Annotated in this window: 24 protein-coding genes; 20 read left to right on the top strand and 4 right to left on the bottom strand. The window is 66.8% G+C overall.

Annotation, left to right across the window (positions count from 1 at the left end):
- Nucleotides 1-62 precede the first annotated feature (62 nt).
- On the bottom strand, nucleotides 63-1307 hold the full coding sequence (locus AB839_RS02670; protein ID WP_061478186.1) for an efflux RND transporter periplasmic adaptor subunit: 1245 nt from the start codon (nucleotides 1305-1307) through the stop codon (nucleotides 63-65).
- A gap of 186 nt (nucleotides 1308-1493) precedes the next feature.
- Between AB839_RS02670 and AB839_RS02665 the strand changes: the two genes are divergently transcribed.
- From AB839_RS02665 to AB839_RS02615, 11 genes are all read left to right on the top strand, one after another.
- On the top strand, nucleotides 1494-2813 hold the full coding sequence (locus tag AB839_RS02665; protein ID WP_061478212.1) for a M20 family metallopeptidase: 1320 nt from the start codon (nucleotides 1494-1496) through the stop codon (nucleotides 2811-2813).
- A gap of 491 nt (nucleotides 2814-3304) precedes the next feature.
- On the top strand, nucleotides 3305-4123 hold the full coding sequence (gene queF / locus AB839_RS02660; protein WP_061478185.1) for an NADPH-dependent 7-cyano-7-deazaguanine reductase QueF: 819 nt from the start codon (nucleotides 3305-3307) through the stop codon (nucleotides 4121-4123).
- Between the two features lie 212 nt (nucleotides 4124-4335).
- A complete protein-coding gene (locus AB839_RS02655; RefSeq protein WP_049410686.1) occupies nucleotides 4336-4629 on the top strand; it encodes a LysM peptidoglycan-binding domain-containing protein in 294 nt (97 codons plus the stop codon).
- A gap of 43 nt (nucleotides 4630-4672) precedes the next feature.
- Nucleotides 4673-5185, top strand: coding sequence for a hypothetical protein (locus AB839_RS02650; protein ID WP_061478184.1), 513 nt, complete (start codon nucleotides 4673-4675; stop codon nucleotides 5183-5185).
- A 315-nt stretch (nucleotides 5186-5500) separates the two neighbouring features.
- Entirely contained in the window at nucleotides 5501-7723 is a 2223-nt protein-coding gene (locus AB839_RS02645) for an NADP-dependent isocitrate dehydrogenase (protein ID WP_061478183.1), read from the top strand.
- 309 nt (nucleotides 7724-8032) lie between these two features.
- Entirely contained in the window at nucleotides 8033-8998 is a 966-nt protein-coding gene (locus AB839_RS02640; protein WP_061478182.1) for a hypothetical protein, read from the top strand.
- Nucleotides 8991-9539: a GTPase gene (locus AB839_RS02635; protein ID WP_005419763.1), complete on the top strand. Its 549-nt coding sequence runs from the start codon at nucleotides 8991-8993 to the stop codon at nucleotides 9537-9539. The genes AB839_RS02640 and AB839_RS02635 overlap by 8 nt, the downstream gene beginning before the upstream one ends.
- The gene (locus AB839_RS02630; protein WP_061478181.1) at nucleotides 9532-9948 is read left to right on the top strand and encodes a roadblock/LC7 domain-containing protein; all 417 of its coding nucleotides are present in this window, start codon (nucleotides 9532-9534) and stop codon (nucleotides 9946-9948) included. Before AB839_RS02635 ends, AB839_RS02630 begins: the two co-directional genes overlap by 8 nt.
- A gap of 53 nt (nucleotides 9949-10001) precedes the next feature.
- Entirely contained in the window at nucleotides 10002-10361 is a 360-nt protein-coding gene (locus AB839_RS02625; RefSeq protein ID WP_005419760.1) for a hypothetical protein, read from the top strand.
- Between the two features lie 164 nt (nucleotides 10362-10525).
- Complete coding sequence (gene aceK, locus AB839_RS02620; protein ID WP_061478180.1) at nucleotides 10526-12256, top strand: bifunctional isocitrate dehydrogenase kinase/phosphatase; 1731 nt, start codon at nucleotides 10526-10528, stop codon at nucleotides 12254-12256.
- Nucleotides 12257-12336: 80 nt separating this feature from the next.
- On the top strand, nucleotides 12337-13239 hold the full coding sequence (locus AB839_RS02615) for a hypothetical protein (RefSeq protein ID WP_061478179.1): 903 nt from the start codon (nucleotides 12337-12339) through the stop codon (nucleotides 13237-13239).
- 39 nt (nucleotides 13240-13278) lie between these two features.
- Here AB839_RS02615 and AB839_RS02610 read toward each other — a convergent pair whose 3' ends face one another.
- From AB839_RS02610 to trxA, 3 genes are all read right to left on the bottom strand, one after another.
- On the bottom strand, nucleotides 13279-14853 hold the full coding sequence (locus tag AB839_RS02610) for a sensor domain-containing diguanylate cyclase (RefSeq protein WP_061478178.1): 1575 nt from the start codon (nucleotides 14851-14853) through the stop codon (nucleotides 13279-13281).
- 209 nt (nucleotides 14854-15062) lie between these two features.
- Nucleotides 15063-16793, bottom strand: a complete 1731-nt coding sequence (gene rho / locus AB839_RS02605; RefSeq protein WP_061478177.1) for a transcription termination factor Rho — start codon at nucleotides 16791-16793, stop codon at nucleotides 15063-15065.
- Between the two features lie 228 nt (nucleotides 16794-17021).
- Nucleotides 17022-17351: a thioredoxin gene (trxA, locus tag AB839_RS02600; RefSeq protein ID WP_005411275.1), complete on the bottom strand. Its 330-nt coding sequence runs from the start codon at nucleotides 17349-17351 to the stop codon at nucleotides 17022-17024.
- A gap of 509 nt (nucleotides 17352-17860) precedes the next feature.
- On the opposite strand from trxA, the gene rhlB reads away from it, so the two are divergent.
- The 9 genes from rhlB (at nucleotide 17861) to AB839_RS02555 (ending at nucleotide 25820) form a co-directional block, all read left to right on the top strand.
- Nucleotides 17861-19585: an ATP-dependent RNA helicase RhlB gene (gene rhlB, locus AB839_RS02595; protein ID WP_061478176.1), complete on the top strand. Its 1725-nt coding sequence runs from the start codon at nucleotides 17861-17863 to the stop codon at nucleotides 19583-19585.
- Nucleotides 19586-19750: 165 nt separating this feature from the next.
- Nucleotides 19751-20494, top strand: a complete 744-nt coding sequence (locus tag AB839_RS02590; RefSeq protein WP_061478175.1) for a class I SAM-dependent methyltransferase — start codon at nucleotides 19751-19753, stop codon at nucleotides 20492-20494.
- Nucleotides 20495-20593: 99 nt separating this feature from the next.
- A complete protein-coding gene (gene ftsE, locus AB839_RS02585; protein WP_005419728.1) occupies nucleotides 20594-21280 on the top strand; it encodes a cell division ATP-binding protein FtsE in 687 nt (228 codons plus the stop codon).
- 3 nt (nucleotides 21281-21283) lie between these two features.
- Nucleotides 21284-22231 (top strand): permease-like cell division protein FtsX, encoded by a 948-nt coding sequence (gene ftsX, locus AB839_RS02580; protein WP_061478174.1) that lies wholly within the window; start codon nucleotides 21284-21286, stop codon nucleotides 22229-22231.
- A gap of 7 nt (nucleotides 22232-22238) precedes the next feature.
- Nucleotides 22239-23081: a response regulator gene (locus AB839_RS02575; RefSeq protein ID WP_005411271.1), complete on the top strand. Its 843-nt coding sequence runs from the start codon at nucleotides 22239-22241 to the stop codon at nucleotides 23079-23081.
- Nucleotides 23078-23791 (top strand): uracil-DNA glycosylase, encoded by a 714-nt coding sequence (gene ung, locus AB839_RS02570; RefSeq protein ID WP_005419723.1) that lies wholly within the window; start codon nucleotides 23078-23080, stop codon nucleotides 23789-23791. Before AB839_RS02575 ends, ung begins: the two co-directional genes overlap by 4 nt.
- Before the next feature lie 278 nt (nucleotides 23792-24069).
- Nucleotides 24070-24945 (top strand): RNA polymerase sigma factor RpoH, encoded by an 876-nt coding sequence (gene rpoH / locus AB839_RS02565; protein ID WP_005411269.1) that lies wholly within the window; start codon nucleotides 24070-24072, stop codon nucleotides 24943-24945.
- A 139-nt stretch (nucleotides 24946-25084) separates the two neighbouring features.
- Entirely contained in the window at nucleotides 25085-25504 is a 420-nt protein-coding gene (locus tag AB839_RS02560) for a type II toxin-antitoxin system RelE/ParE family toxin (protein WP_241776734.1), read from the top strand.
- A complete protein-coding gene (locus AB839_RS02555; RefSeq protein ID WP_019338970.1) occupies nucleotides 25488-25820 on the top strand; it encodes a DNA-binding transcriptional regulator in 333 nt (110 codons plus the stop codon). Before AB839_RS02560 ends, AB839_RS02555 begins: the two co-directional genes overlap by 17 nt.
- Nucleotides 25821-25884: the final 64 nt, after the last annotated feature.

Here is a 25884-nt window from a genome sequence, read left to right as displayed (position 1 = left end):
GCTGGCACTTCAATGTCGGCGCCGGCAGGTCCGCCGGCGCGAGGGAGAACCGTGGCCTGCGCTCAGCGCGGGCCACCACCGCGACGGCCACCGCCGCCACCGTTCTTCTGCTCGGCCGCCTTCAGCTCGGCCTCGGTCGGCGCGGCCGGGGTCTCGCCCGGCTTCAGCGCGGTGACCTTGCTGCCCGGCTTCAGGCGGAACTGGCCTTCGCTGACCACCCGCTCGCCGCCCTTGAGGCCTTCGGCGATCTGCACCTGGCTGTCGCCCACTTCCACGCCGCTGCGCACGGTCTGCATCTTCACCGTGTTGTCGCCCTGCACGACATAGACGTACTCGCCGTCCGGGCCACGCAGCACCGCCTGGGTCGGAATGACCACGCCGCCGCCGATGGTGCGCAGCTGCATGCGCACGTTGACGAACTGGCCCGGCCACAGGCTGTTGTCGGTGTTGTCGAAGACGGCGCGCGCCTTGAACGTGCCGCTGTCCGCACTGATCAGGTTGTCGACCACATCGAGCTTGCCGTCGCCGGACAGCACGTGCGAATCCGCGCGGTCCAGCGCCGCCACCGGCACCGTGCCGGCGGCCTGCGCCTGGCGCACATCGCCGAGCTGGCGCTCGGGCAGGTTGAACAGCACGTGGATCGGATGGATCTGGGTCAACGTGACAAGCGCGGTACCGGCGTTGACCACGTTGCCGGCGTCGACCGCACGGATGCCGGCGATGCCGGAGATCGGTGCGGTGACCCGGGTGTACTGCAGCTGCACCTGCGCCGAGCGCATGCTGGCCTCGTTGGCGGCCACGGCGCTTTCGTACTGTGCCACTTGGTTTCGCTGTGTATCCAGATCGGTCTTGGCGACGTACTGGCGATACTCCGGCGCGTTCGAGCGCTGGTAGTTGGAGCGAGCGGTGGCGAGCAGGGCCTCGTTCTGGCGCTTGGCTGCCGCGGCCTGGTCGTAGCTGGCCTGGGCGGTGCGCGGATCGATCACCGCCAGCACATCACCCTGCTTCACTTCCTGGCCTTCACGGAAATTCAGGCTCATCAGCTGGCCGCCGACCTGCGGGCTGACGGTGACGGTGTTCATCGCGGTCACCGTACCCAGCGCGCTGGCATACACCGGCACGTCCTGGAGCGTGGCCTCCACCACGGTCACCGGCACTGGACCGGCACTCGGATCTTCGCCGCCCTGGCGCGCGCCCGCAGCAGGTTTTCCAGCCTTGTCCTTGCCCCCGCCGATGACGCGCAGGCCGACCACGGCCAGCACCAGGATCGCCACGACCAGCAGCACGATCTTCCAAACACGTGACATTACGAGGACTCCGAGAGGGCTGGACCGGACGGGACGCCGGGACAATGCGCAAAGCATACCTGTGCCACATCACGTTTCCTGCATGACGGATGGGACGGGCGCTAAGACCGGATGCGGCGCCGGAGGTTCCCGTGGCGCCGGTGTTGCCCTACATTCAGCTGGAACCCTCTTGCTGTGGAGATTGCGATGCGCCGTTCGCTGCTGCTGTCCGCCCTGCTGCTGGCCCTGCCGGCGCTTGCCCATGCCCAGGAAGGGCAACGCCCGGAAGTGACCGCCGCCGCGCAGCGGCTGCAGGCCCGGGTGGTCGAATGGCGTCGTGACTTCCACCAACATCCGGAGCTGTCCAATCGCGAGGCGCGCACCTCGGCCGAGGTCGCCAAGCGCCTGCGGGCGATGGGCCTGAAGCCGAAGACCGGCATCGCCCACCACGGCGTGGTGGCGATCATCGAAGGCGGCAAGCCGGGTCCGAAGATCGCGTTGCGTGCAGACATGGACGCGTTGCCGGTGACCGAGCAGACCGGCCTGCCGTTCGCCTCCAAGGCCACCGACCAGTACCGCGGGCAGACCGTGGGCGTGATGCATGCCTGTGGCCACGACGCGCACACCGCGACGCTGCTGGGCGTGGCCGAAGCGCTGGTATCAATGAAGAAGGACCTGCCGGGCCAGGTGATGCTGATCTTCCAGCCGGCCGAGGAAGGCGCGCCGCCGCCGGAAGAGGGCGGTGCCGCACTGATGCTGAAGGAAGGGCTGTTTGCCGACTTCAAGCCGGAGGCAGTGTTCGGCCTGCATGTGTTCTCCAGCGTGCAGGCCGGCCAGATCGCGGTGCGCGGCGGCCCATTGATGGCTGCCTCTGATCGCTTCGGGATCAAGGTGATCGGTCGCCAGACGCATGGCTCGGCACCGTGGAACGGTGTTGACCCGATCGTCGCCACCGCCGATCTGGTCGGCACCGCGCAGACCATCGTCAGCCGCCGCGCCAACCTGTCCAAGCAACCGGCGGTGCTGACCTTCGGCGCAATCAACGGCGGCATCCGCTACAACATCATTCCCGATGAAGTGGAGATGGTCGGCACCATCCGCACCTTCGACGAAGGCATGCGCCAGCAGATCTTTGCCGACCTGCGCAACGTGGCCGAGCACACGGCCGCCGCGCACGGTGCGAAGGCGGTGACCGACATCTACGAATCGGAGGGCAACCCGGCCACGGTGAACGACCCGGCGCTGACCGCGAAGATGCTGCCGAGCCTGCAGGCGGTCGTGGGCAAGGACAACGTGTACGAGCCGCCGCTGCAGATGGGCGCGGAGGATTTCTCGCTGTACGCGAAGGAAGTGCCGGGCATGTTCTTCTTCGTCGGGTCCACCAGCGTGGGCATCGATCCGGCGACGGCGCCGGCCAACCATTCGCCGAAGTTCCTGCTGGATGAGAAGGCGCTGGATGTGGGATTGCGCGCGTTGCTGCAGGTGAGCCTGGATTACCTGCACGGTGCCGGCTCGCCTGCGGGGTGAGGGTTGCCGGCAGGGCTTGCAGCCCTGGGTACGCGACATCGCATGCGCGCTGTCGCTCCCACAGTTCGCTGCGCGAACAGTGGGCCCCCCTTACCAGCTTCCAGACCCCTGCCGCTTCGCGGCCGCCCCCTGACTCAGGGGGCTTTCCTCCAGACCCGATCCCGTGGCTTGCCGGTAGATCCACGCCATGCGTGGATGGCAGACATCGAAAATGTCCGAAGGATCGGATTTTGACTTTCTGATCTTTCCCGTGGTGGATCGGCGGCAGAAATGTGTCGGGGGGCCGGGCGGGTGGGGCTGGCGGGGTATCCGCGCCATGGATGGCGCGGCTAAGCCTCCAGGGACGGATTCACGGCGTCCCCGCCAGCCCCATCCGCCCGGCCCACTCCCGGGAATCCAGGCTTTCGACGACCCAACACCCCACCACGGAGGGGCTCCGCCGTTGGCCGGCCAGGCCGAAGGCCCTCCCTCCGCGCGATACAATGCGTCTCATGAACACCCCACAGGATTCCAGCCTCGGTCGCGAGGTCAGTTACCCGTCGCAGTACGATCCCGGCCTGCTGTTTCCCATCCCGCGCAGCGGCGCCCGTGCCGAGATCGGCCTCGATGATGCCGCGCTGCCGTTCGTCGGCCACGACCGCTGGCATGCGTTCGAACTGAGCTGGCTCGACCCGCGTGGCAAGCCGCAGGTGGCCGTGGCCACCGTCCAGGTGCCCTGCACCTCGCCGCGGTTGATCGAGTCGAAGTCGTTCAAGCTCTACCTGAACTCCCTCAACAGCACCCGCATCGACAGCGCCGAGGCGCTGCGCTCGCGCATCGTGGCGGACCTGTCGGCCTGTGCCGGTGCGCCGGTCCAGGTCGAGTTCGGCCTGCCGGGTCTGCGCGAGACGCCGCTCGGCGAATCCATCGACGGGCTGGACGTGGAGATCGATTGCTACGGCCCGCCGCAGGCCGACTTCCTTGCCGCCGATGCGGGCGAGGTGGTGGAGGAGACCCTGGTTTCGGCGTTGCTGAAGTCCAACTGCCCGGTCACCGGCCAGCCGGACTGGGCCACGGTCAGCCTGCGTTACCGTGGGCCGAAGATCGACCGCGCCGGCCTGCTGCGCTATCTGGTCAGCTATCGCGAGCACGCCGAGTTCCACGAGCAGTGCGTCGAGCGGATCTTCAGCGAGGTGTCCGCGCGCTGCCAGCCGCACTGGCTCGAGGTTGAGGCCCGCTACACCCGCCGTGGTGGCCTGGACATCAACCCTTGGCGTGCCAGCCCCGGCATCGCCGCCCCGGCTGCGACCTACCGCGAGCTGCGGCAGTAACCGAGCAGGCGGTTACCGGTCGTGCCGGCCGCTGGCCGGCAACCACGTGGAACCGGTGTCCAGGGCAAGCCGGCCAGCGGCCGGCACGACCGGACACCTTCTCTCCCGATTGTTCAGCCGCCCCCGGGGGCGGCTTCACATCTGCACCATCCCCATTTAACAACCTCCATGGCACCGTGCGGACCACGTAGTCATGCAGACGGGAGTTGTGGATGAGTACCGAGAAGAAAGCCGATTTCTCCGGCGTCAGCAGCAGCGTCGACAGTACCGCCGAACAGGCACCGAAGGCGGACTTCTCCGGCGTCAGCGCTTCGGTGGACAGCACCGCAGACGTTGTCAGCGGCGGCACCTATACCGTGCAGAAGGGTGACTCGCTGTCGAAGATCGCCAAGCAGCATCTGGGCGACGCCAATGCCTGGAAGAAGATCTTCGAAGCCAACCGCGATGTGCTTGATGACCCGGACAAGATCTTCCCGGGCCAGACCCTGAAACTGCCGCCGAAGTAAGCCGGCCAGAGTGCCGTCCAACAATCCCTGGGAGGAACCCCGAATGATCAAGACCACCCCGCTCCAGACCGCCTTGATCGCCGCCCTGCTGGGCAGCGTCGCCCTGGTCGGTTGCAAGAAGAAAGAAGAGTCGACCGACAACAATGCCGCTCCGGCAGCGACTGCTCCGGCCGAACCGGCAGCACCGGCCCCGATGACCGGCGCGCCGCCGCCGATGGCCGAAGCCGCTGCTGTCAGCGTCTCGTCGGTCACGGTCGGCAAGACCGCCGCCGCCGACAAGTCGGTTGCGACGACGGCTCTGTTCGCACCGAAGGACGACATCATCGTCTCGGTCAAGACCGACGGCGCGGCAAACAATGTCAACGTTGGCGCGAAGCTGACCTATCAGGACGGCCAGGTGGCCGGCGAACAGAATGCCACGCTGAACACCAGCGGTGCGGAAACCACCAACGTCACCTTCAAGAATGCAAAGGGCTGGCCGGCCGGCAAGTACCGCGCCGAAGTCACCGTCGATGGCAAGGCGGCCGGAACGCCGCAGGAGTTCGAGGTCAAGTAAGTCCAGCCGACTCTCTCCCGGCAGGGCTCACGATGGACGCAGCCGCGAGGCTGCGTCCTTTTTTGTTGGGCGATGGTTGGCTTCATCCAGGCGTCGATGGATCACAGCGTTGCCGGCATGCAGTACCGCCGCGTATGGCGTGGCTTTGCCCCGCGCGACTGAAAACGCGACAATGCAGGGGTTTCCCCGCCGCGCGCCCACCCTGACGGCGACGGGGGAAAGCGTGGGGCCCCGCCTCGCGCGCGACACGGTTGCACGTGGCCCGGCGCTGGCGCCGGCCTTCCCCTGAGCATTGCTACAGAGTCCAAGTCCCCCATGTCCAAGATCCTCTACACGCTGACCGACGAAGCACCGTTCCTGGCCACCCAGTCGCTGCTGCCGATCGTTGACGCCTACACCGCCACGGCCGGCATCGTGGTGGAAACCCGTGACATCTCGCTGTCCGGCCGCATCCTGTCGCAGTTCCCGGAACTGCTGTCCGACGCGCAGAAGGTCAGCGACGACCTGGCCGAGCTGGGCCAGCTGGCGACCACCCCGGACGCCAACATCATCAAGCTGCCGAACATTTCCGCCTCGGTGCCGCAGCTGAAGGCGGCCATCAAGGAACTGCAGGACCAGGGCTACCCGCTGCCGGATTACCCGGAAACCCCGGCCGACGACCAGCAGCGCGACTACAAGGCGCGCTACGACAAGGTCAAGGGCAGCGCGGTGAACCCGGTGCTGCGCGAAGGCAACTCCGACCGCCGTGCACCGCTGTCGGTGAAGAACTACGCGCGCAAGCACCCGCACCGCATGGGCGCTTGGGCGCCGGATTCGAAGTCGCACGTCGCGCACATGGCCGCCGGCGATTTCTACGGCAGCGAAAAGTCGGCCACCCTGGCCAACGCCGGTTCGCTGAAGATCACCTTCCACGGCAAGGACGGCAGCGCCGTCGTGCTGAAGGAAAAGACCGCGGTCAAGGCCGGCGAGATCGTCGACGCCGCCGTGATGAGCCGCAAGGCACTGGCCGCGTTCATCGGCGAGCAGATTGCCGATGCCAAGGCTCAGGGCGTGCTGTTCTCGCTGCACCTGAAGGCGACCATGATGAAGGTCTCCGACCCGATCATGTTCGGCGTGGCGGTCAATGAGTTCTACAAGGACGTGCTGGCCAAGCACGCCGACGTGCTCAAGCAGGCCGGTTTCGACGCCAACAACGGCATCGGTGACCTTGCTGCGCGCCTGCCGTCGCTGCCGGAAGCCACCCGTGCTGCGATCGAAGCCGACCTGGCTGCCGAGTACGCACAGCGCCCGGGCGTGGCCATGGTCAACTCGGACAAGGGCATCACCAACCTGCACGTGCCGAGCGACGTCATCGTCGACGCCTCGATGCCGGCGATGATCCGCGACTCCGGCAAGATGTGGAACGCCGAAGGCAAGCTGCAGGACACCAAGGCCGTCATTCCGGACCGCTGCTATGCCGGCGTGTACCAGGCCGTCATCGACGACTGCAAGGCGCACGGCGCCTTCGACCCGGCCACCATGGGCTCGGTGCCCAACGTCGGCCTGATGGCACAGAAGGCCGAGGAGTACGGCTCGCACGACAAGACCTTCCAGATCGCTGCCGATGGCGTGGTCAAGGTCACCGACGACGCCGGCAACCTGGTGTTCGAGCACACTGTAGAAGCCGGTGACATCTGGCGCATGTGCCAGACCAAGGACGCGCCGATCCAGGACTGGGTCAAGCTGGCCGTCGAGCGTGCCCGCCTGAGCAGCACCCCGGCCGTGTTCTGGCTGGATGCCGCCCGCGCCCACGACGCGCAGGTCATCGCCAAGGTCGAGCAGTATCTGAAGGACCACGACACCAACGGCCTGGACATCCGCATCCTGCCGCCGGTGGAAGCGACCGCGTTCTCGCTGGACCGCATCCGCAAGGGCGAGGACACCATCTCGGTGACCGGCAACGTGCTGCGCGACTACCTGACCGACCTGTTCCCGATCATGGAACTGGGCACCAGCGCCAAGATGCTGTCGATCGTGCCGCTGATGGCCGGTGGTGGCCTGTTCGAGACCGGCGCCGGTGGTTCGGCCCCGAAGCACGTGCAGCAGTTCGTCGAAGAGGACTACCTGCGCTGGGATTCGCTGGGTGAGTTTCTGGCCCTGGCCGCGTCGCTGGAACACCTGGGCAACCGCTATGACAACGCCGCCGCCCGCGTGCTGGCCAAGGCGCTGGACGAAGCCAACGGCCAGTTCCTGGACAACGACAAGTCGCCGTCGCGCAAGCTGGGTGGCATCGACAACCGTGGCAGCCACTTCTACATCGCGCTGTACTGGGCGCAGGCGCTGGCCGCGCAGGACGAAGATGCTGCACTGAAGGCACGCTTCGCACCGCTGGCCAAGGCGCTGACCGACAACGAGCAGAAGATCGTCGACGAGCTGATCGCGGTGCAGGGCAAGGCCGTGGACATCGGTGGCTACTACCGCCCGGACCTGGCCAAGGCCAGCAAGGCGATGCGCCCGAGCGCGACCTTCAACGCCGCGCTGGAGCAGCTGCGCGGCTGATCCTGCGCCGTTCGGTGGTGACACTGGAACCCGCGCTTCGGCGCGGGTTTCTTTTTTGGCTCCGGGGTCAGATCCCTTTTGCATGGCAAAAGGGATCCGACCCCTGGCGATGAAAACCGTGACATCCGTCAGCTGTCGGACTGCCGTCAACGGGGCATGAAACTTGCCCGCGATGGCTGTCGCAGAACCGGCAGAAGGGGGTGTGCAAGCGCCTTCAATCTGAGCAGTCGATCACGACGGTCTTCGTCGGCAATATCCTAGCCTTGGCGACGCGAGACCACCGGGGAGGTGGTCGCCCGGGGAACACGGATGGCACGCGTGCTGGTGGTGGGAACCGATATCCAGGGCGAGCAGGCCCTGCTGCAACGGCTGCGCTTGGCGTCGGCACTGCCGGACGGCCACGTCCGGCGCAGCCAGGACCTGGACGATTGCGACCTGCTGGTCATCCGCGATACCCCGGCACTGCGCAACGCGGCCCAGCGCATGCGACAGCAGCGACCGCGCCTGCAATGCTGGATCGAGGACAACGGCGGCCAACTGCGCGACGGCGACGGACACCAGGATGTGCTCGACGACGGTGCCATCGGCCGCGCGCTGCGTCGCATGCAGTTGGCACCGGAGCCCCTGGCCATGCCCGCACCCGCGCTGATACGTCTGGCCGATGGCGCACACGCCATTACCCGCCTGCTGCGCGAGCGGTTGCCGCTGCGCCATGGCCAGGCACTGTTGAGTGATGCGGGCGAACCTTTGCTATTGATGGATCTGGAGCACGACCAGGCCGTGCTGTTGCAGGAACCTGCGAGCGCAGTGGTGGAGCGCCTGGCCGATGCTTTCGAACGCCTGCAGCTGGATGCACTGACGCCAATGCGCCTGCAGGCGCTGGCTGGTGAGCGACCACGCCAGCCGCTGCGGCCGCTGTTGTGGCAATGGGCGCAACGCAGCCGCCACTGGCAGGCACTGGACGAACGCCTGCGCGGCGCTTCGGTGAAGCTGCTGCGCTGGCCGGATTTCCGCGTCCTGGGGCACGACCACGATGGATTCCGCCTGTGCTCGTTGCTGCTCAAGCGCGCGTGCACGGTTGAAGAATGCGCGATGCTGCTTGAGCTGCCGGCGGCGGCCGTTCGCGATTTCATCCACGCGGCCTACCTGTGTGGCTACGCGCAGCTGCAGGCCGCCCCGGCGGCGCCGATGATGGCGACCGGTGGCACCCGCACCGACAACGGACTGCTTGCCCGCCTGTGGCGGCACCTGCGCGGGAGTGAGCGCAATGCGTGAGCACAAGGTGGTGGTGCTGGGCGGCATGGGCAGCGGCAAGTCGACGCTGGTACGCAGCATCGCGGCCGGCGCGGTAGTCGACACCGATGTGGCCAACAGTGATCGCCTCGGTGCCGACAAGGCCTCCACCACCGTCGCGCTGGACTATGCAGACATCGACCTGCCCAACGGAGAACGCCTGCGTCTGTACGGAACGCCCGGCCAGCAGCGTTTCGATTTCCTGTGGCCGATCCTGCTGCAGGGTGCACGGGGCGCGGTGCTGCTGCTGGACGCACGTCGCGCCGGCATTGCCAGCGAGCTACAGGACTACCTGCAGGTGCTGCAGCCGTTCGCATCATCCCTGGCACTGGTCGTGGCCGTCACCCACCTGGACCAGGCACCACAGGCGGCGCTGGATGACTGGGCCACGCACGCCTGCCTCGACGACCAGCCGCTGCCGTTGCTGGCCGTCGATGCCCGTGACCGCGAACAGGGACTGCTGCTGATGGATGTACTGATGAGCGAAATGGAAGCGCACGCACTGGTGGCCGCGTATGGGTGACGGGCAGATGGCGGTACTGCCCGATGCGGGCCAGCGTGAGCGCCTGCAGCCGCTGCTGCAGGACCTGCAGCAGCGGGTGGAAGGCGTGCGCACGGTGGTGCTGGCCAGCGTCGATGGCTTTGCCCTGGTCAGCGCCGGTGCCGACGGGCGCGGCGAACGGCTGGCGGCGATGACCAGCGCGATGCTGGCGTTGGCCGCAGCGGTGGGGCGCGAACTGGTGCTGGGCGATCTGCAGACGCTGATGCTGGAAGCGATGGGCGGCAAGGTGCTGATGCTGGCAATCCAGGCCGAAGGGCGTGCGCCGCTGCTGCTGATGGCGGCCTGCGACCAGCGCAGCGTGATCGGGCAGGTGCTGTGGCAGAGCAGGGAATGTGGCCAGGCGATCCTGGCCGAACTCGGCGGATCGTGAGCCCGGCCGCAGGGGAACGAGGGGCTCGAACCAACATCGACAAGGGGTGCGACGTGGCTGGATTGAATGAATCGTTGAACGCACTGATGGGCATCGACGGCGCGCAGGCAGTGGCGCTGGTCGACTACGAAAGCGGCATGCTGCTGGGCGAAGCCGGTGCCGGCATGGACATGGAAGTGGCCGCCGCCGGCAACACCGAAGTGATCCGGGCCAAGATGAAGACCGCTGCCTCGTTGAACCTCAATGACAGCATCGAGGACATCCTGATCTCGCTGGGCAAGGCGTACCACATCATGCGACCGGTCGCGAAGAAAAAGGGACTGTTCTTCTACATCGTGCTGGACCGGACCAAGTCCAACCTTGCACTGGCCCGACGCAAGGTGCAGGACGTAGAGGCCGAACTGGCGATCTGAGCCATTGGCTTCGGTAGAGTCGAGCCCGCCCGACTGCTCTTTGCAACTGTAGAGCCGAGCCATGCTCGGCTGCTTCTGCCTGGATCAGCCGAGCATGGCTCGACTCTACACAAGCCACCCCACGCCAGCGTATGGTGAAGCCGGTCCTCCCGGCTGAGTCCTGCATGTCCGAGCCTGATATCGATGCCGAGCTGGCGTCGCGCATCGCTGGTGCCATCCACGCTGGCTTCGAGCAGTACCACGCCCGCTTTGCGGCGATCACCGCCCGCGCGCGGCAGCGTTTCGAGCAGCGCGACTGGGCGGGCGCGCGCCGGGATGCAGTCGAGCGCATCGCGCTGTACGACCTGTGCATTGCCGAACAGATGGATGCACTGCGGCGCCTTGCCGGCGAAGCAATCGGGGAGCGCGCACTGTGGCTGCAGGTGCATGCACGCTACAGCGCATTGCTGCGGGGGCTGATCGACGCCGAACTGTACAAGACGTTCTACAACACCCTGTCGCGGCGCTTGTTCTCCACCCGTGGCGTGGACCCGGCGCTGGAGTTCATCGCCTTTGACGTGGAGCCGTCCGATGCGATCACCCATCCGGTCGCGCGGCATACCTACGCGGTTTCACCGACGCGGCCGGTGGAGGCCCTGCAGCGCGTGTTGGCCGATTACCGCTTCGACATTCCGTATGCGCACCAGTTGCGCTGCGCGGCGGCCATCGCCGTGCGCCTGCAGGATGATCTGGCCCACTGGGGCGATACGCCGGTGCGCAGCATCGAGCTGCTGGACACCGTGTTCTATCGCGAGCGCCGTGCCTACCTGGTGGGCCGCGTGTTCGGCGAGCACCGCTTCTCACCCTGCGTGATCGCGCTGGTCAACGATGAGCGTGGACTACGTGCCGACGCGGTGCTCACCCGGCGCCGCGACGTCGCCCACCTGTTCGGCGTGTCGCGCAGCTATTTCCAGGCCGACCTTGCCACGGTGGGCGATGCGGTGGTGTTCCTGCGCAGCCTGCTGCCAGGCAAGCCCATCGATGAGATCTACACCGTTCTGGGCCGTGCCAAGCAAGGCAAGACCGAGCGCTACCGGACCTTCTTCCGCCACTTCAACGAACACCCGCAGGAGCGGCTGGTGCCCGCCGAAGGAACACCTGGCATGGTCATGGCGGTGTTCACCCTGCCCAGCTATCCGCTGGTGTTCAAGCTGATCCGCGACCGCTTCGCCTGGCCCAAGGCGATGTCGCGGCAGCAGGTGGAAGAGAAGTACGCGCTGGTGTTCAACCTCGACCGCGTCGGCCGCCTGCTCGATGCGCAGCCGTATCGCCACCTGCGCTTCCCGCGCGACCGCTTCGCACCGGCCTTGCTGGAGGAGTTGCTGCAGCAATGCGCACAGACCGTGCGGGTCGATGGCGACCATGTGGAAGTCGCACTGTGCTACGTACAGCGTCGTTTCCGTCCATTGAACCTGTACCTGCGCGAGCAGGGGGGCGAGGCGGTGCGCGCAGCGGTACTCGACTACGCACAGGCGATCACCGACATGGCGCGCAACAACATCTTCCCCGGCGACATGCTGCCGAAGAACTTCGGCGTATCGCGGCATGGCCGGGCAGTCTTCTACGACTACGACGAGCTGTGCCTGGTCAGCGACTGCGTGTTCCGCGCCTGGCCGCAGCCGCGTACGCCGGAGGAAGCCATGGCCGATGAACCCTGGTTCCATGTCGGTCCACGCGACGTGTTTCCCGAGCGCTTCGGCCCGTTCATGGGCCTGCCCGCCAGCGAACTGGCGGCAGTGCGGGAACACTACCGGCACCTGTTCGATCCTGCGTGGTGGCAGGGCCTGCAGGTGCGCTTCGCCGCAGGTGATTATCCGGATACGCCGCCCTACGCGGCGGCCCATCGCCTGGCCTGAACGGCGTGGCGTGAGGCGCGTGCCGGTCCGGTCTGGACTGCGGTACGCTCGGTGCTCACTTCATCACCACGGATCCGGCAATGATGCGTTCCCCCCTGTTCCTTGCCCTGGCCCTGGCGTTCTCCGCCGGTGCCCCCCTGCTGCCAGCCGATGCCGTCGCCCAGAACGCGCGCGCCGTGCGTGCCACCGCCGAGATGAGCATGGCGCTGTCGGGCAGTATCGACGTGGCGGCCGATGGTTCGGTCAGCGCGCTGGTCCTGGACCAGCAGGCGATGCTCGCACCGGGTATCGCCTCATTCGTGGAGGGCACCATCCGTGGCTGGCAGTTCGAGCCGACGCTGCGCGATGGCAAGCCGGTGGCGGTCCACGCACCACTGCGGGTGCGCCTGCGTGGCAAGCAGCAGGAGGACGGCAGCTACCAGGTCAGCATGACCAGTGTCGACTTCAGTGAGTATGACCCGAAGGCTACCGATTCGGTGACCCGGAAGAGCATGCCGCCACCGCGCTACCCCGAGGATGTCTTCCGCAGTGGTGGGCAGGGTGATGTGCTGTTGCTGGTCAAGGTAGCCCGCGATGGGACCGTGGCCGACGTCATTGCCGAACAGGTGAACATGACCGTGGTCGCGCCGGAGCGGACCCTGGCCAAGATGCGCGACCTGCTCGCCAAGGCCAGCATCAGCGGCGCGCGCAAGTGGACCTTCGTCCCGCCGACCACCGGCGAGAACAGCACGCGCGACTTCTGGACCGTGCGCGTGTTGGTGAACTTCGCCCTGAACAGCGACACCGGCAGCAACGGCAATGCCCAACCTGAGCACTATGGCCGCTGGCGTGCCTACATCCCCGGCCCGCGCCAGGCCGCACCGTGGCGCAAGCCGGATGCCGTCGAACAGGCGGGCAGTGATCTGCTGCCGGCCGGGGGCGTGTACATGGTCGATGGCACCCAGCGCGGCCTGCGCCTGCTGACACCGTTGGCGCAGCGCTGAGCCCGGCGCGGTGAAGCGGTCGGCCAGGCCGGCCGCTTTTCAGTCCGCGTACGGGTAGACCACCACCCGGTTGCGGCCCTGTTCCTTGGCCATGTACAGGGCCTTGTCGGCCAGCCGCAGCGCCTGCTCGGCATCGACATGGAAGCTGGGGAAGTGGGCCACGCCCAGTGACACGGTGATGGTGCCGACCGGCTCGAACGGATGATCGGCGATGTGCTGGCGCAGGCGCTCGCCGGCCTGGCGCGCAGAGTCGGTGCTGATGCCCGGCAACAGCAGCAGGAATTCCTCGCCACCGGCACGGCAGAGGATGTCGCTGTCGCGCGAGTAGCGGCGCATCTGGTCGGCGATATGGACGATGGCGGCGTCGCCGACGTCGTGGCCATGGCTGTCGTTGATCGATTTGAAGCGATCGATGTCCAGCGCCAGGATCGCGAACGGAATGCCCTGCACCTGCAATGCATCCAGCGCCTGCTGCAGGCCGCGGCGATTGAGCAGGCCGGTCAGCGGATCGGTACGGTTGGCGCGGCTGAGCGTGCCGATGCGGTCCTGCAGCGCGTTGAAGCTGTGCAGCACCGCCTGCTTGAGCTGGGCCACCTCGAAGTACCACGCGCGGATGCCGCTGACGTGGCTGATCGCGTTGCCGGTGTCCTCGCCACCCTGCACGTTCCGCGCCAGCTGCCACAGCGGCATCGAGATGCGACGGGCGAACCACCAGGTGACCAGCAGTGACAGCAGGCCGAGCGGGATCGCATTCCAGATCACCGCGGTCATCAACCGCGACAATGGCTGCAGCGTGGCCTCGGTCGGCCGCTGGGCGATGATGCCCCAGCCGGTGGCCGGTACCGGCGCATAGCCGGCCAGCATCGACACGCCCAGGTTGTTGCGGACCTGCTGCGCACCGCGTTCACCGCGCACGACTGCCTTCACCGCCGGGTTGCCGACCACGTAGTCGCCGACCCGCTTGCCATCGGCGTGGTACAGCAGGCGGCCATTGCGGTCCACCACGTACAGGTACGAGCCGTCGCGGTAGTAGTGCTTGCCCAGCAGCGTGTGCAGCGCACTGCGCTGGCGCAGGTACAGGGTGCCGCTGACGTAGCCGCGATAGCGGCCCTGGCGATCGAAGATCGGGTGCGACAGCGAGACCAGCAGCTTGCCGGTGGTCGACTGGTAGGGATCGCTGATCATCGGCTGGCGCGCGGCCAGTGCGGCGTTGTTGCCGGCGCTGTGCAGGATCTCGCCCTGCAGCTGCAGGGTCTGCGGCGAGGTGGCGATCACCAGGCCGTCGGCATCCACCACCAGCGAGGAGTTGAAGCTGTTGGTCTGCAGCTGCAGGCGGCTGGCCTCATCCTGCGCCTGTGCCGGATCGAGGTTGCTCTGGCCGAGCCGGGTGGCGGCGTAGGCCAGCTCCTGCTGCGCGGCCAGCAGGAAGTTCTGGGTGGTCTCGGCCAGCTTGGTGGCATAGACGCGGTTGGCTTCCAGGGTGTTGCCGACCAGCTGGTCGCGCTGCACGCGGTAACTGGCCAGCAGGGTATTGGCCAGGGCGATGATGGCGCTGAGCAGGGCCAGGGCGAGGATCAGCTTGCCCAGGTTGAGGCGGGTGGACAGCGTTCGCATGCGTCGACGGATCCGGCAGGAGGCTGGACCCGACCGGTTCTCCGGAAGGGGCGACAGCGGGAATCGGTGGCCACGCCCTTGGGGCCGGGCAGGGTATGGGGCGAATTATCGCCAAAAGTCAGCGGCGGCAAAGTGAAGCAGGTCGCCCTGCAGGCAAAAAAAAACCTGCCGCAGCGGGCGGCAGGTTCTTTTCGATGCAATGGCGCGGATCAGCGCTTCATCGAACCGAAGAACTCGTCGTTGGACTTGGTGTTCTTCATCTTGTCCAGCAGGAATTCCATCGCGGCCATTTCATCCATCGGATGCAGCAGCTTGCGCAGGATCCAGATCTTCTGCAGCAGTTCCGGTTCGATCAGCAGGTCTTCGCGGCGGGTACCGGAACGGTTGATGTCGATGGCCGGGAACACGCGCTTTTCAGCGATACGACGGCTCAGGTGCACTTCGCTGTTGCCGGTGCCCTTGAACTCTTCGTAGATCACCTCGTCCATCTTCGAGCCGGTGTCGACCAGCGCGGTGGCGATGATGGTCAGGCTGCCGCCTTCCTCCACGTTGCGCGCGGCACCGAAGAAGCGCTTCGGGCGGTGCAGGGCGTTGGCGTCCACGCCACCGGTCAGCACCTTGCCCGAGCTCGGCACCACGTTGTTGTAGGCGCGGGCCAGGCGGGTGATCGAGTCGAGCAGGATCACCACATCCTTCTTGTGCTCGACCAGACGCTTGGCGCGCTCGATGACCATTTCGGCCACCTGCACGTGGCGCGCGGCCGGCTCGTCGAAGGTCGAGCTGATGACCTCGCCGCGCACCGTGCGCTGCATTTCGGTCACTTCTTCCGGGCGCTCGTCGATCAGCAGCACGATCAGGTGCACGTCCGGATGGTTGGTGGTGATGGCGGTGGCGACCTGCTGCATCATCATCGTCTTGCCGGCCTTGGGCTGCGACACGATGAGCGAGCGCTGGCCCTTGCCCTGCGGCGCCATCAGGTCGAGGATGCGGCCGGTGATGTCTTCCGACGAACCGTTGCCACGCTCCAGGGTGAAGCGGCGGCGCGGGAACAGTGCGGTCAGGTTCTCGAACAGCACCTTGTTCTTCGACGCTTCGATCGGCTCGCCGTTGATGGTGTCGACGATGTTCAGCGCGAAGTAGCGCTCGCCGTCCTTCGGGAAGCGGATGCGGCCGGAGATGTGGTCGCCGGTGCGCAGGTTGAAGCGGCGGATCTGGCTGGGCGAGATGTAGGTGTCGTCCGGGCCGGCCAGGTAGCTGGCTTCGGCCGCGCGCAGGAAACCGAAGCCATCCGGCAGGATTTCCAGCACACCATCGGCGGCGACGCCGTCACCGTGGCGGGTCAGCACCTTCAGCAGGGCGAAGATCACGTCCTGCTTGCGGGCACGGGCCACGCCTTCGGAGATCTGCAGCTGTTCGGCGATTTCCAGCAGCTTCTGTGCCGGCATGCGCTTGAGGTCGCTCAGCGAGTAGACCGGGAAGCCCTCGGGCACGTTGGCGTGCGGGCGCGGCACGAACGGCTGCTGTTCGCCGCCGTCATTGGACATGCCATCGTCGCGGAAGCGGTTGTTGCGGTCACGGTCGCGGCGGTTGCGGAAGCGGTCGCGGCGGTTGCCCTGACCTTGCCCCTGGCCCTGCTGGCCGCTCTGGTTGTACGGGTTCTGGCCCTGGTTCTGGCCCCCCCCCTGGTGATTCTGCTGCCGCGGCTGGCCGGATTCGCGGCCCTCGCCACCCTCGCCACCGCCACTGCTGGCGGGGGCCTCGGCGGCGGGCGCGCTCGGCGCAGGTGCTTCGGGCGCGGCGGCCAGCGGCAGGGTCGGCTGCGCCGGAGCGGCGCTGGTTTCTGCGGCTGCCGGGGCGGCGGCCTTGCTCACGCGGGGCTTGCGCACGCGCTTTTCGGCGGGCGCATCAGCGCTGCCGGTTTCGGAAGTGTTATCGGACAAGAGCGTTATTCCTCGCTTGAAGGTGCGAGCGCCCGGCTGGGGCGGCGAACGTTGGGAATGGGTCTGGAAGAAACTGCGTCCAGAGGGTGCGGCACGCGAACGCGGCCGGATATGCCGACACTATCATCGGCCTGCGGCGCCATGCAAGGGTCGCCGGGAACAGCATTCATCATGGGCGTGGTGCGCCCGCCGGCAGCCGCGCTCGGCGGCTGCCGGAGACCGGCAGGATCAGGCCAGGGCCTTGTCCAGCAGGCCGGCCAGCTGGGCCTTGCCCACCGCACCGATCTGCTCGCCGACCTTCTCGCCATCCTTGAACACGACCAGGTACGGAATCGAACGCACGTGGTACTTCGCGGCCAGCGCACGGTTGTGGTCAACGTTGACCTTGGCGATCTTGGCGCGGCCCTGGTAGGCATCGGCCAGCTCGTCCAGCGCCGGGGCGATCATCTTGCAGGGGCCACACCACTCGGCCCAGAAATCGACCAGCACCGGTTCCTTGGAATTCAGCACTGCGCTATCAAAGTCGGCGTCGCCGACATGTACAACCTTGTCGCTCATCTTGGTTTCTCGTCTTGGATTGCACCCGGCCATGCCGGAGGTGGGTGAACTGGGCCTTGCCCGGTGGCGCGACCCTCGTCGTTGCCTCGCGGCGCACTGCCGCGGTGCGTTCGGCGGGATGCCTGGACGCTCACGGCCGGCAGTGTACCCCTATCGCGGGGCAGGGACAGGCGCCGTCTGGAACCCAGCGTATCGTGATCGCTTCGATGGCCGGTATGTGTCGGATTTCACTGTCTTCCTGAAGATGGGGCTGGCAGTGGGCGACACCAGCGCCTCCGTGCAAGCCGTTCAAGTCCGGTGTGGCTGGGTGAAGGTGGCGTCTCTGGGCGCCGTGAGACGCGGCATTCCGGTTTGCCTGCCCGAGTGCGTTAAACTGGGACATTGTGCGGCGCACGGACCGAGGGGTCCCGGCCTGCCAACCCGCCGCAGGGGCCGCAGTTTGCGACGGTTCCCCTAGACGCTGAAGTGCCAGCCGCCCCAAGGGCCGGCGGCCATACCAAGACGGACTCATGAGCGACAAACCGCTGACCGATTTGACCTTCTCCTCCTTCGAGCTGCACCCGGCCCTGCAGGCCGGCCTTGAAGGAGCCGGATTCACCCGCTGCACCCCGATCCAGGCGCTGACCCTGCCGGTCGCGCTGCCCGGTGGTGATGTTGCCGGCCAGGCCCAGACCGGTACCGGCAAGACCCTGGCCTTCCTGGTCGCTGTCGTGAACCGCCTGCTGACCCGTCCGGCGCTGGCCGACCGCAAGCCGGAAGACCCCCGCGCCCTGATCCTCGCCCCGACCCGCGAACTGGCCATCCAGATCCACAAGGATGCGGTGAAGTTCGGTTCCGACCTGGGCCTGCGTTTCGCGCTGGTCTACGGTGGCGTGGATTACGACAAGCAGCGCGAGCTGCTGCAGCAGGGCGTGGACGTGATCATCGCCACCCCGGGCCGCCTGATCGACTACGTCAAGCAGCACAAGGTGGTTTCGCTGCATGCCTGCGAGATCTGCGTGCTGGACGAAGCCGACCGCATGTTCGATCTGGGCTTCATCAAGGACATCCGCTTCCTGCTGCGCCGCATGCCGGAACGCACCATCCGCCAGACCCTGCTGTTCAGCGCCACCCTCAGCCATCGCGTGCTGGAGCTGGCCTACGAGCACATGAACGAGCCGCAGAAGCTGGTGGTCGAAGCCGAGACCATCACCGCTGCCCGCGTGCGCCAGCGCATCTACTTCCCGGCCGACGACGAGAAGATCCCGCTGCTGCTGGGCCTGCTGTCGCGCAGCGAAGGCGCGCGGACCATGGTGTTCGTCAACACCAAGGTGTTCGTCGAGCGCGTTGCCCGCTCGCTGGAAAAGGCCGGCTATCGCGTCGGCGTGCTGTCCGGCGACGTGCCGCAGAAGAAGCGCGAGAGTCTGCTCAACCGCTTCCAGAAGGGCCAGCTGGAAATCCTGGTGGCCACCGACGTCGCCGCGCGCGGCCTGCACATCGACGGCATCAAGTACGTCTACAACTACGACCTGCCGTTCGATGCCGAAGACTACGTACACCGCATCGGCCGTACCGCGCGCCTGGGCGAAGAGGGTGATGCGATCAGCTTCGCCTGCGAACGCTACGCGATGGGCCTGCCGGACATCGAGGCCTACATCGAGCAGAAGATTCCCTCCGAGCCGGTCACCAAGGAACTGCTGACCCCGCTGCCGCGCCCGGAACGCCCGGCCCCGGCTGCAGGCGAGGAAGGCGAGGACAACGAAAGCGTCGGCCAGATCTTCCGTGAAGCGCGCGAAGCCCGCGCCGCCGAGGAAGAGCGTCGGGGCGGTGGCCGCAGTGGCGGTCGTTCCGGCAGTGGTGGTGGTCGTGGTGGCCGTGACGGCGAGCGCAGCGGCGAACGCCGTTCGCGCGGCCCGCGCAAGCCGCGCGTGGAAGGCGAGCAGGCCGCAACTGCCCAGGTGGAAGGTGCTGAAGCCGCTGTCGCCCAGGCTCCGCACCCGCCGCGCCCGCCGCGTGCCGAAGGTGCGCCGGAAGGTGCGGTGGATGGCGAGCGCAAGCCGCGCAAGCGTCGTCGTCGTCGCCACGGCCGTCCGGTCGAAGGTGCCGAAGGCGTGCAGGCCACAGCCGGCAATGGCGCCAGCCCGGTCACCCCGGTGCAGGTGGTGGCCAAGCCGGTGCGCACCGCGGTCGATACCGGTGATTCGTTCCTGACCCGCATCGGCCGCAAGATCCGCCGGATGCTGTCGGGCAGCTGATCCAGTAGCACCCGGCCGTTGGTCGGGTGGCATTGCAGGGTAGTGCCGGCCGCTGGCCGGCATGCAGCGCAGTCGCCGGCCAGGAAACCCTGTCGCGTCTGACTCTGGCCGCGCCTGCCGGCCTGCAGCCAAGCTGATTCCTCCTGCATCCGGAGGAGTCACGCGATGGCATCCGTACCCTGTTACGACACATTCGATCTGCACTACGCACAGCACGTGGCGGCCTCTGCGTCCCGTCCGCTGGAACGCCGGACGCTGCTGGAGCTGGCCGGTCCATTGCAGGGGCGGGATGTCATCGACCTGGCCTGCGGCTCCGGTGACTTCGGCCGTCACCTTCTGCTTCACGGTGCACGAAGCGCCCTCGGCGTCGATCTGTCCGCAGCGATGATCGAACAGGCGCGCCAGCTTTCGGCGCAGGGTGGTGACGCCATGCAGTTCCTGCACGGCGATGCGACCCGGCTGGACCTGCCAGCCCGTTTTGATATTGCCGTGGCGGTCTGGCTGTTCAACCATGCCGATACGCTGCAGGAACTGGAGCGCATGTACCGGGCAGCAGCGAGCGTGCTCAAACCGGGCGGTCGGCTGCTGGGCATCGTCACCCATCCTGCCTTCCGGCTGGCCAACGGTGACTTTTCGCGTTACGGCGCGCGCATCGTCCGGCAGCAGGCCCGGAATGACCATCACCTGGTAGAGGTGGAGTTCGCCGGTGCGGCCGTGGCACGCGTCACCGACCATCAATGGCGTGCGGACCAGCATGAGCAGGCGGCAGCCCGCGCGGGGCTGCCCGGGCTGCAGTGGCGGGTGCCGGCGCCGACAGCGGCGGAGTGCCGGGGCCGGCCTCCCGGCTTCTGGGATGAATACCGGGACAACAACGCGCTGGTGGTACTGCACGCCCGCAGGGAGGGGTAGCGCCAGCGCAGGTCGGGCGGACGTAGCGGCGGATCGAAGATTCCGCCGGGCATGGCCCGGCGCTACCGATCCGTCGCGCCGGTCCTGCATAATCGGGGCATGAGTGTCCTGCGCTTCGACAATGTCAGCAAACAGTACGCCGGTGGCCACGAGGCACTGACCGATGTCAGCTTCGAGGTCGCGCCGGGCGAGATGCTGTTCGTCACCGGCCATTCCGGTGCGGGTAAAAGTACGCTGCTCAAGTTGATCCACCTCGACGAGCGGCCAAGCCGCGGCGCGGTGGTGTTCGACGAGCGCAACCTGCTGAAGGTGCGCGGCGGCGACGTGCCGCGCCACCGACGCGCGGTGGGGGCGGTCTACCAGGACCACCGCCTGCTGATGGACCGCTCGATTGCCGAGAACGTGGCGCTGCCGCTGATCCTGCGTGGTACCCGCCGTGGCGACATCAACAAGCGCGTGCGTTCAGTGCTCGAGCGCATGGGCCTGGGCCACCGCGAGAAGGCGCTGCCCTCGCAGCTGTCGGCCGGCGAGCAGCAGCGCGTCGGCATCGCCCGTGCCATCGTCGGCGAGCCCAAGCTGCTGGTGGCCGATGAACCAACCGGCAACCTCGACCCGACCCTGGCGGCGGAGATCATGGCCCTGTTCGCCGAGCTGCCCTCGCGCGGCACCAGCGTGCTGGTGGTCAGCCACGACCTGCCGCTGCTGCGCCGCATGCGCAAGCGCGTGCTGATCCTCGACCACGGCCGGCTGGTGGATGACATCTCGCCGCAGGACCTGGCGGAGTAACCGATGGCGAAGAACGAAAACAGCGAAGCCGCCGCCCCGTCGCGCGTGGGCGTCTGGTTCCAGCACCACGTGCACAGCGTGGTGTTCAGCCTGGGCCGCGCCTGCCGCAAGCCGTGGGCGACCCTGCTGACCGTGATGGTCATGGCGCTGGCGCTGGCGTTGCCGCTGGGGCTGTCGATCGCGCTGGACAACCTCAAGCAGTTCGCCGGCAGCGTGCAGCAGTCGCGCGACATCAACGTGTTCCTGAAGGGCAACGTCGATGGTCCCGGTGCGCTTCGCCTGGCCGGCCAGCTGCGCGACCGCGATGACGTGGCCGAGGTGAATGTGCGCACACCCGAGCAGGGCCTGCAGGAACTGCGCGATGCCGGCCTCGGTGAGGCGATCGATGCGCTCAACGACAATCCGTTGCCCTCGCTGCTGGTGATCACCCCGGGCCAGGGCAAGGATGACGCACGCCTGGCACGCGCGCTGGAAAGCCTGCCCGAGGCCGATCTGGTGCAGCACGATGCGCTGTGGCGCCAGCGCCTGGACGCCTGGCTGGCGTTCGGTGCACGTCTGGTGCAGGTGCTGTCGGTGCTGCTCGGCGTGGGTGCCGCGCTGGTGGTCGGCAACACCGTGCGCCTTGATATCCAGGCCCGTCGCGAAGAGATCGGCGTGCTGCAGCTGCTCGGCGCGAGCGATGGCTTCATCCGCCGCCCGTTCCTGTACCTGGGCGCGTGGTACGGGCTGGGCGCCGGCGCGGTAGCGCTGGCCCTGATCGGCGCCGCCGGTGCCGCCCTGCGCGTGCCGCTGGCCGAACTCTCGCGCAGCTACGGCAGCCCGTTCGTGCTGCATGGCCTGGACCTGCTGCACGGCGGCCTGGTCCTGGTCGGCACGCTGCTGCTGGGCTGGCTGGGCGCCTGGCTGGTGACCGGCCACTTCCTCCGCCAGACCCGTCCGACCGACACCTGAGACCGGCATGCAACCGCAAGCGCTGAAGCACCTTGAAGGGCCCGCGACGCGGGTGATGGTGGTCGATGGTTCGAAGCTGGTCCGCAAGCTGATCGCCGATGTCCTGCAGCGTGACCTGCCGGGCGTGGAGGTGATCGGCTGCGACAGCATCGAGGATGCGCAGCAGGCGCTGGCGCAGGGCCCGGTGGACCTGGTGACGACCTCGCTGACCCTGCGCGATGGCGACGGCCTGGCGCTGGCGCGGATGGTGCGCGAAGCCGCCGGCCAGGCCTATGTGCCGGTGATCGTTGTGTCCGGCGATGCCCAGCAGCACCTGGAGCAGCGTCGCTTCACCGAGTACGTCACCGACTATTTCGACAAGGCGCTGGGCCATGAGGCACTGGCGACCTTCATCCGTGGCTATGTGCAGCCGCAGACCATCCCCGGCGCCACCATCCTCTACATCGAGGACAGCCGGGTGGTGGCCGAGGCCACCAAGCGCATGCTTGAGCGGCAGCAGTTGAACGTACTGCACGTGGTCAGCGCCGAAGAGGCATTCACCCTGCTCACTGCCGAGTCGCTGGGCCGCAGCCGCCACCGCATCGACCTGGTGCTGACCGATGTCACCCTGAAGGGCGAACTGAGCGGGCGCGACGTGGTGCAGCGCGTGCGCGTGGACTTCGGTTACGGCAAGCGCCGCCTGCCGGTGCTGGTGATGACCGGTGACGGCAACCCGCACAACCAGACCGGGCTGCTGCAGTCCGGTGCCAATGACCTGGTGCTCAAGCCGATCGAAGAGCGGCTGCTGGTCACCAAGGTGCTGTTCCAGCTGCGCCTCGCGCGATTGAACGATGGACCCCTGATCCGATGATGGATGAAGTAGCCGACACCCCGACGATCCAGCTGGAACCGAGCTGGAAGCAGCATGTCGGCGATTACCTGCTGCAGCCGCAGATGCGCGAGCTGTCCAGCTTCCTGCGCCAGCGCAAGGCCAGTGGCGCGGCGGTGTTCCCGCCCGGCCCGCAGATCTTCGCCGCGTTCGACGCCACGCCGTTCGAGCAGGTGAAGGTGGTGATCCTCGGGCAGGACCCGTACCACGGCCGCGGCCAGGCGCATGGCCTGAGTTTCTCGGTGCCGCCGGGCGTGCCGGTGCCGCCGTCGCTGCTGAACATCTACAAGGAGATCGAGAGCGATCTCGGCATCCCGCGCCCGGACCACGGCTGCCTGATTCCGTGGGCGCAACGTGGGGTGCTGCTGCTCAATGCCGTGCTGACGGTGGAAGAGGGCAAGGCTGGTGCCCACCAGGGACGTGGCTGGGAGGGCTTCACCGATCACGTGGTGGACGTGCTCAACCGCGAACGCGAAGGCCTGGTGTTCATGCTGTGGGGCGCCTATGCGCAGCAGAAGGGCAAGGTCATCGACACCCGACGCCATCGCGTGCTGAAATCGCCGCACCCGTCGCCGCTGTCGGCCCATCGTGGCTTCCTCGGCTGCCGGCATTTCTCGATGGCCAACGAGTACCTGCAGCGTCGCGGCCAGGCCCCGATCGACTGGTCGCTGCCGCCGCGTTCGGCGCTTTGAGCACCGGCGGGCTGCCGGGCCTGAACACTGGGCAACGTCTTCGGCGCTGAATGGGCCTTCAGAACGGCCCGTTCAGCTCCGCTTGACTGAAATCGGCCGGTTTCCGCCCGGTAATTGCTTGAATTCCAAGGGATTGTGAATCCCGAAAAGCGTGCTCGCCACTGTCATCAAATCGCGCTACGGTAGGGCTCTGTTTGGGACCAGTGTTGCATCAATAGGATGCTGGAACTTTTTCCTCCTTTAGCAGTCCAAATCCCGGACTGCTAAGATGGGTGCCTATGAGCCAGAACACCTCTACTGCCCTTGTGGCAAACAATCTCCCGATTCCCAGTGCGCTCGGTTCGCTGGACGCCTACATCGGTGCCGTGCACCAGATCCCGGTGCTGTCGGTCGATGACGAACAGGACCTGGCCCGTCGCTTCCGCGACGGCAACGATCTGGACGCCGCCCGCGAGCTGGTGCATTCGCACCTGCGCTTCGTGGTGCACGTGGCCCGCGGCTACAACGGCTACGGCCTCGCGCTGGGCGACCTGATCCAGGAAGGCAACATCGGCCTGATGAAGGCGGTCAAGCGCTTCGACCCGGACATGGGCGTGCGCCTGGTCTCCTTCGCCGTGCACTGGATCCGTGCCGAAATGCACGAGTTCATCCTGAAGAACTGGCGCATCGTGAAGGTCGCCACCACCAAGGCGCAGCGCAAGCTGTTCTTCAACCTGCGCAAGTCGAAGACGCGCCTGGGCTGGATGAACGCGGCGGAAGTGAGCGCGGTGGCCAAGGACCTGAACGTGTCCGAGCGCGAGGTCATGGAAATGGAGTCGCGCCTGTCCGGTCGCGATATCGGTTTCGATGCGCCGACCGACGAGGACAACGAGCACGCTCCGCCGTCGCCGGCTGCGTTCCTGGTTGCCGATGACGAAGACCCGTCGATGGCCTACGAGCGCGAGGACAGCGAAGACAACCAGATGCAGCTGCTGCGCGAAGGCCTGGCCGAACTGGATGCGCGTTCGCGCGACATCATCCGTCGTCGCTGGCTGGATGCCGACAGCAAGGTGACGCTGCAGGAGCTGGCCGACGAGTATGGCGTGTCCGCCGAGCGCATCCGCCAGGTCGAGGCGAACGCGCTGAAGAAGATGAAGGCGCTCTTCACCGCGTAAGGCGGGATGGCGTTGAAGCAATGAAAAGGCCCGGGCACTGCCGGGCCTTTTTCGTTTGTGGGGCTTAGCCACGCATGGCGTGGCTCTACTCTGACGCCAGAGCGGTGATTGTGCCGACCGGGCCATGTGCTGGATGCTGATGTTCACGCCGTACCACGCAGTGGCACGGTATGATCATGCCACGCGTCTTCCGCACACGAAGTTTCAATCGCAGTATGCGCAGGACCACCTGTCCGACGCTGCGCTGTACCGGTCGGTACGTGAAATGGAAGCGGGTCTGGTGGATGCTGATCTTGGCGGCGGAATCTTCAAGAAGCGCGTTCCGTTGCCGGGGCGAGGAAAGCGTGGGAGCGTTCGAATCATCGTCGCCACACAGCGAGGCGGGCATTGGTTCTTCCTTTCCGGCTACGAGAAGAATGAACGTGCTGCGATCACGAATGCGGAACGGGATGCGCTGCAGTTGTACGCATCGGAGTTCCTGAGAATGAGTACGGCGCAGCTGAATCGCGCCGTGGAGTACGGGGATCTACAGGAGATCGGCCATGACGAAGACCCCTGAGCGACGGCGCGCGAAAAGTGCGCTTCTTGAAGCGGTGCATGATGCTGCTGTGAGTCTGCACGCGCATGGCTTCATCGATAAACGTCGGTTGAGCAGCTACGAAGCACTTTGCCTTGAGCCGGTCCCTGAGTACAGCAGTGCCCAGATCCGTGCCCTGCGTACGTCACTGCAGCTCAGTCAGCCGGTCTTTGCGGGGGTTCTCAATACCAGCGTTTCCACCGTACGCAGCTGGGAGCAGGGCGAAAAGAAACCCAGCGGACCGTCACTGAAGTTGCTTAACCTGATTGATCGGAAGGGTCTCGAAGCAGTCCTGTAGAGCAAAGGCCCGGCAATGCCGGGCCTTTGCTTTACCGTGGTATTCAATCCGCGCCATGCATGGG

The sequence above is a fragment of the Stenotrophomonas sp. DDT-1 genome, assembly GCF_001580555.1.
Lineage (GTDB): Bacteria > Pseudomonadota > Gammaproteobacteria > Xanthomonadales > Xanthomonadaceae > Stenotrophomonas > Stenotrophomonas sepilia.
The sequence above is the reverse complement of the archived record's forward strand: the minus strand, read 5'-3'. Positions and strand labels throughout refer to the sequence as shown.

What these genes read in the sequence shown, in the direction of transcription:
- AB839_RS02670 (WP_061478186.1), bottom strand. Translation starts at nt 1,307, where the DNA reads ATGTCACGTGTTTGGAAGATCGTGCTGCTGGTCGTGGCGATCCTGGTG.
- AB839_RS02665 (WP_061478212.1), top strand. Translation starts at nt 1,494, where the DNA reads ATGCGCCGTTCGCTGCTGCTGTCCGCCCTGCTGCTGGCCCTGCCGGCG.
- queF (WP_061478185.1), top strand. Translation starts at nt 3,305, where the DNA reads ATGAACACCCCACAGGATTCCAGCCTCGGTCGCGAGGTCAGTTACCCG.
- AB839_RS02655 (WP_049410686.1), top strand. Translation starts at nt 4,336, where the DNA reads ATGAGTACCGAGAAGAAAGCCGATTTCTCCGGCGTCAGCAGCAGCGTC.
- AB839_RS02650 (WP_061478184.1), top strand. Translation starts at nt 4,673, where the DNA reads ATGATCAAGACCACCCCGCTCCAGACCGCCTTGATCGCCGCCCTGCTG.
- AB839_RS02645 (WP_061478183.1), top strand. Translation starts at nt 5,501, where the DNA reads ATGTCCAAGATCCTCTACACGCTGACCGACGAAGCACCGTTCCTGGCC.
- AB839_RS02640 (WP_061478182.1), top strand. Translation starts at nt 8,033, where the DNA reads ATGGCACGCGTGCTGGTGGTGGGAACCGATATCCAGGGCGAGCAGGCC.
- AB839_RS02635 (WP_005419763.1), top strand. Translation starts at nt 8,991, where the DNA reads ATGCGTGAGCACAAGGTGGTGGTGCTGGGCGGCATGGGCAGCGGCAAG.
- AB839_RS02630 (WP_061478181.1), top strand. Translation starts at nt 9,532, where the DNA reads ATGGGTGACGGGCAGATGGCGGTACTGCCCGATGCGGGCCAGCGTGAG.
- aceK (WP_061478180.1), top strand. Translation starts at nt 10,526, where the DNA reads ATGTCCGAGCCTGATATCGATGCCGAGCTGGCGTCGCGCATCGCTGGT.
- AB839_RS02615 (WP_061478179.1), top strand. Translation starts at nt 12,337, where the DNA reads ATGATGCGTTCCCCCCTGTTCCTTGCCCTGGCCCTGGCGTTCTCCGCC.
- AB839_RS02610 (WP_061478178.1), bottom strand. Translation starts at nt 14,853, where the DNA reads ATGCGAACGCTGTCCACCCGCCTCAACCTGGGCAAGCTGATCCTCGCC.
- trxA (WP_005411275.1), bottom strand. Translation starts at nt 17,351, where the DNA reads ATGAGCGACAAGGTTGTACATGTCGGCGACGCCGACTTTGATAGCGCA.
- rhlB (WP_061478176.1), top strand. Translation starts at nt 17,861, where the DNA reads ATGAGCGACAAACCGCTGACCGATTTGACCTTCTCCTCCTTCGAGCTG.
- AB839_RS02590 (WP_061478175.1), top strand. Translation starts at nt 19,751, where the DNA reads ATGGCATCCGTACCCTGTTACGACACATTCGATCTGCACTACGCACAG.
- ftsE (WP_005419728.1), top strand. Translation starts at nt 20,594, where the DNA reads ATGAGTGTCCTGCGCTTCGACAATGTCAGCAAACAGTACGCCGGTGGC.
- ftsX (WP_061478174.1), top strand. Translation starts at nt 21,284, where the DNA reads ATGGCGAAGAACGAAAACAGCGAAGCCGCCGCCCCGTCGCGCGTGGGC.
- AB839_RS02575 (WP_005411271.1), top strand. Translation starts at nt 22,239, where the DNA reads ATGCAACCGCAAGCGCTGAAGCACCTTGAAGGGCCCGCGACGCGGGTG.
- ung (WP_005419723.1), top strand. Translation starts at nt 23,078, where the DNA reads ATGATGGATGAAGTAGCCGACACCCCGACGATCCAGCTGGAACCGAGC.
- rpoH (WP_005411269.1), top strand. Translation starts at nt 24,070, where the DNA reads ATGAGCCAGAACACCTCTACTGCCCTTGTGGCAAACAATCTCCCGATT.
- AB839_RS02560 (WP_241776734.1), top strand. Translation starts at nt 25,085, where the DNA reads ATGTTCACGCCGTACCACGCAGTGGCACGGTATGATCATGCCACGCGT.
- AB839_RS02555 (WP_019338970.1), top strand. Translation starts at nt 25,488, where the DNA reads ATGACGAAGACCCCTGAGCGACGGCGCGCGAAAAGTGCGCTTCTTGAA.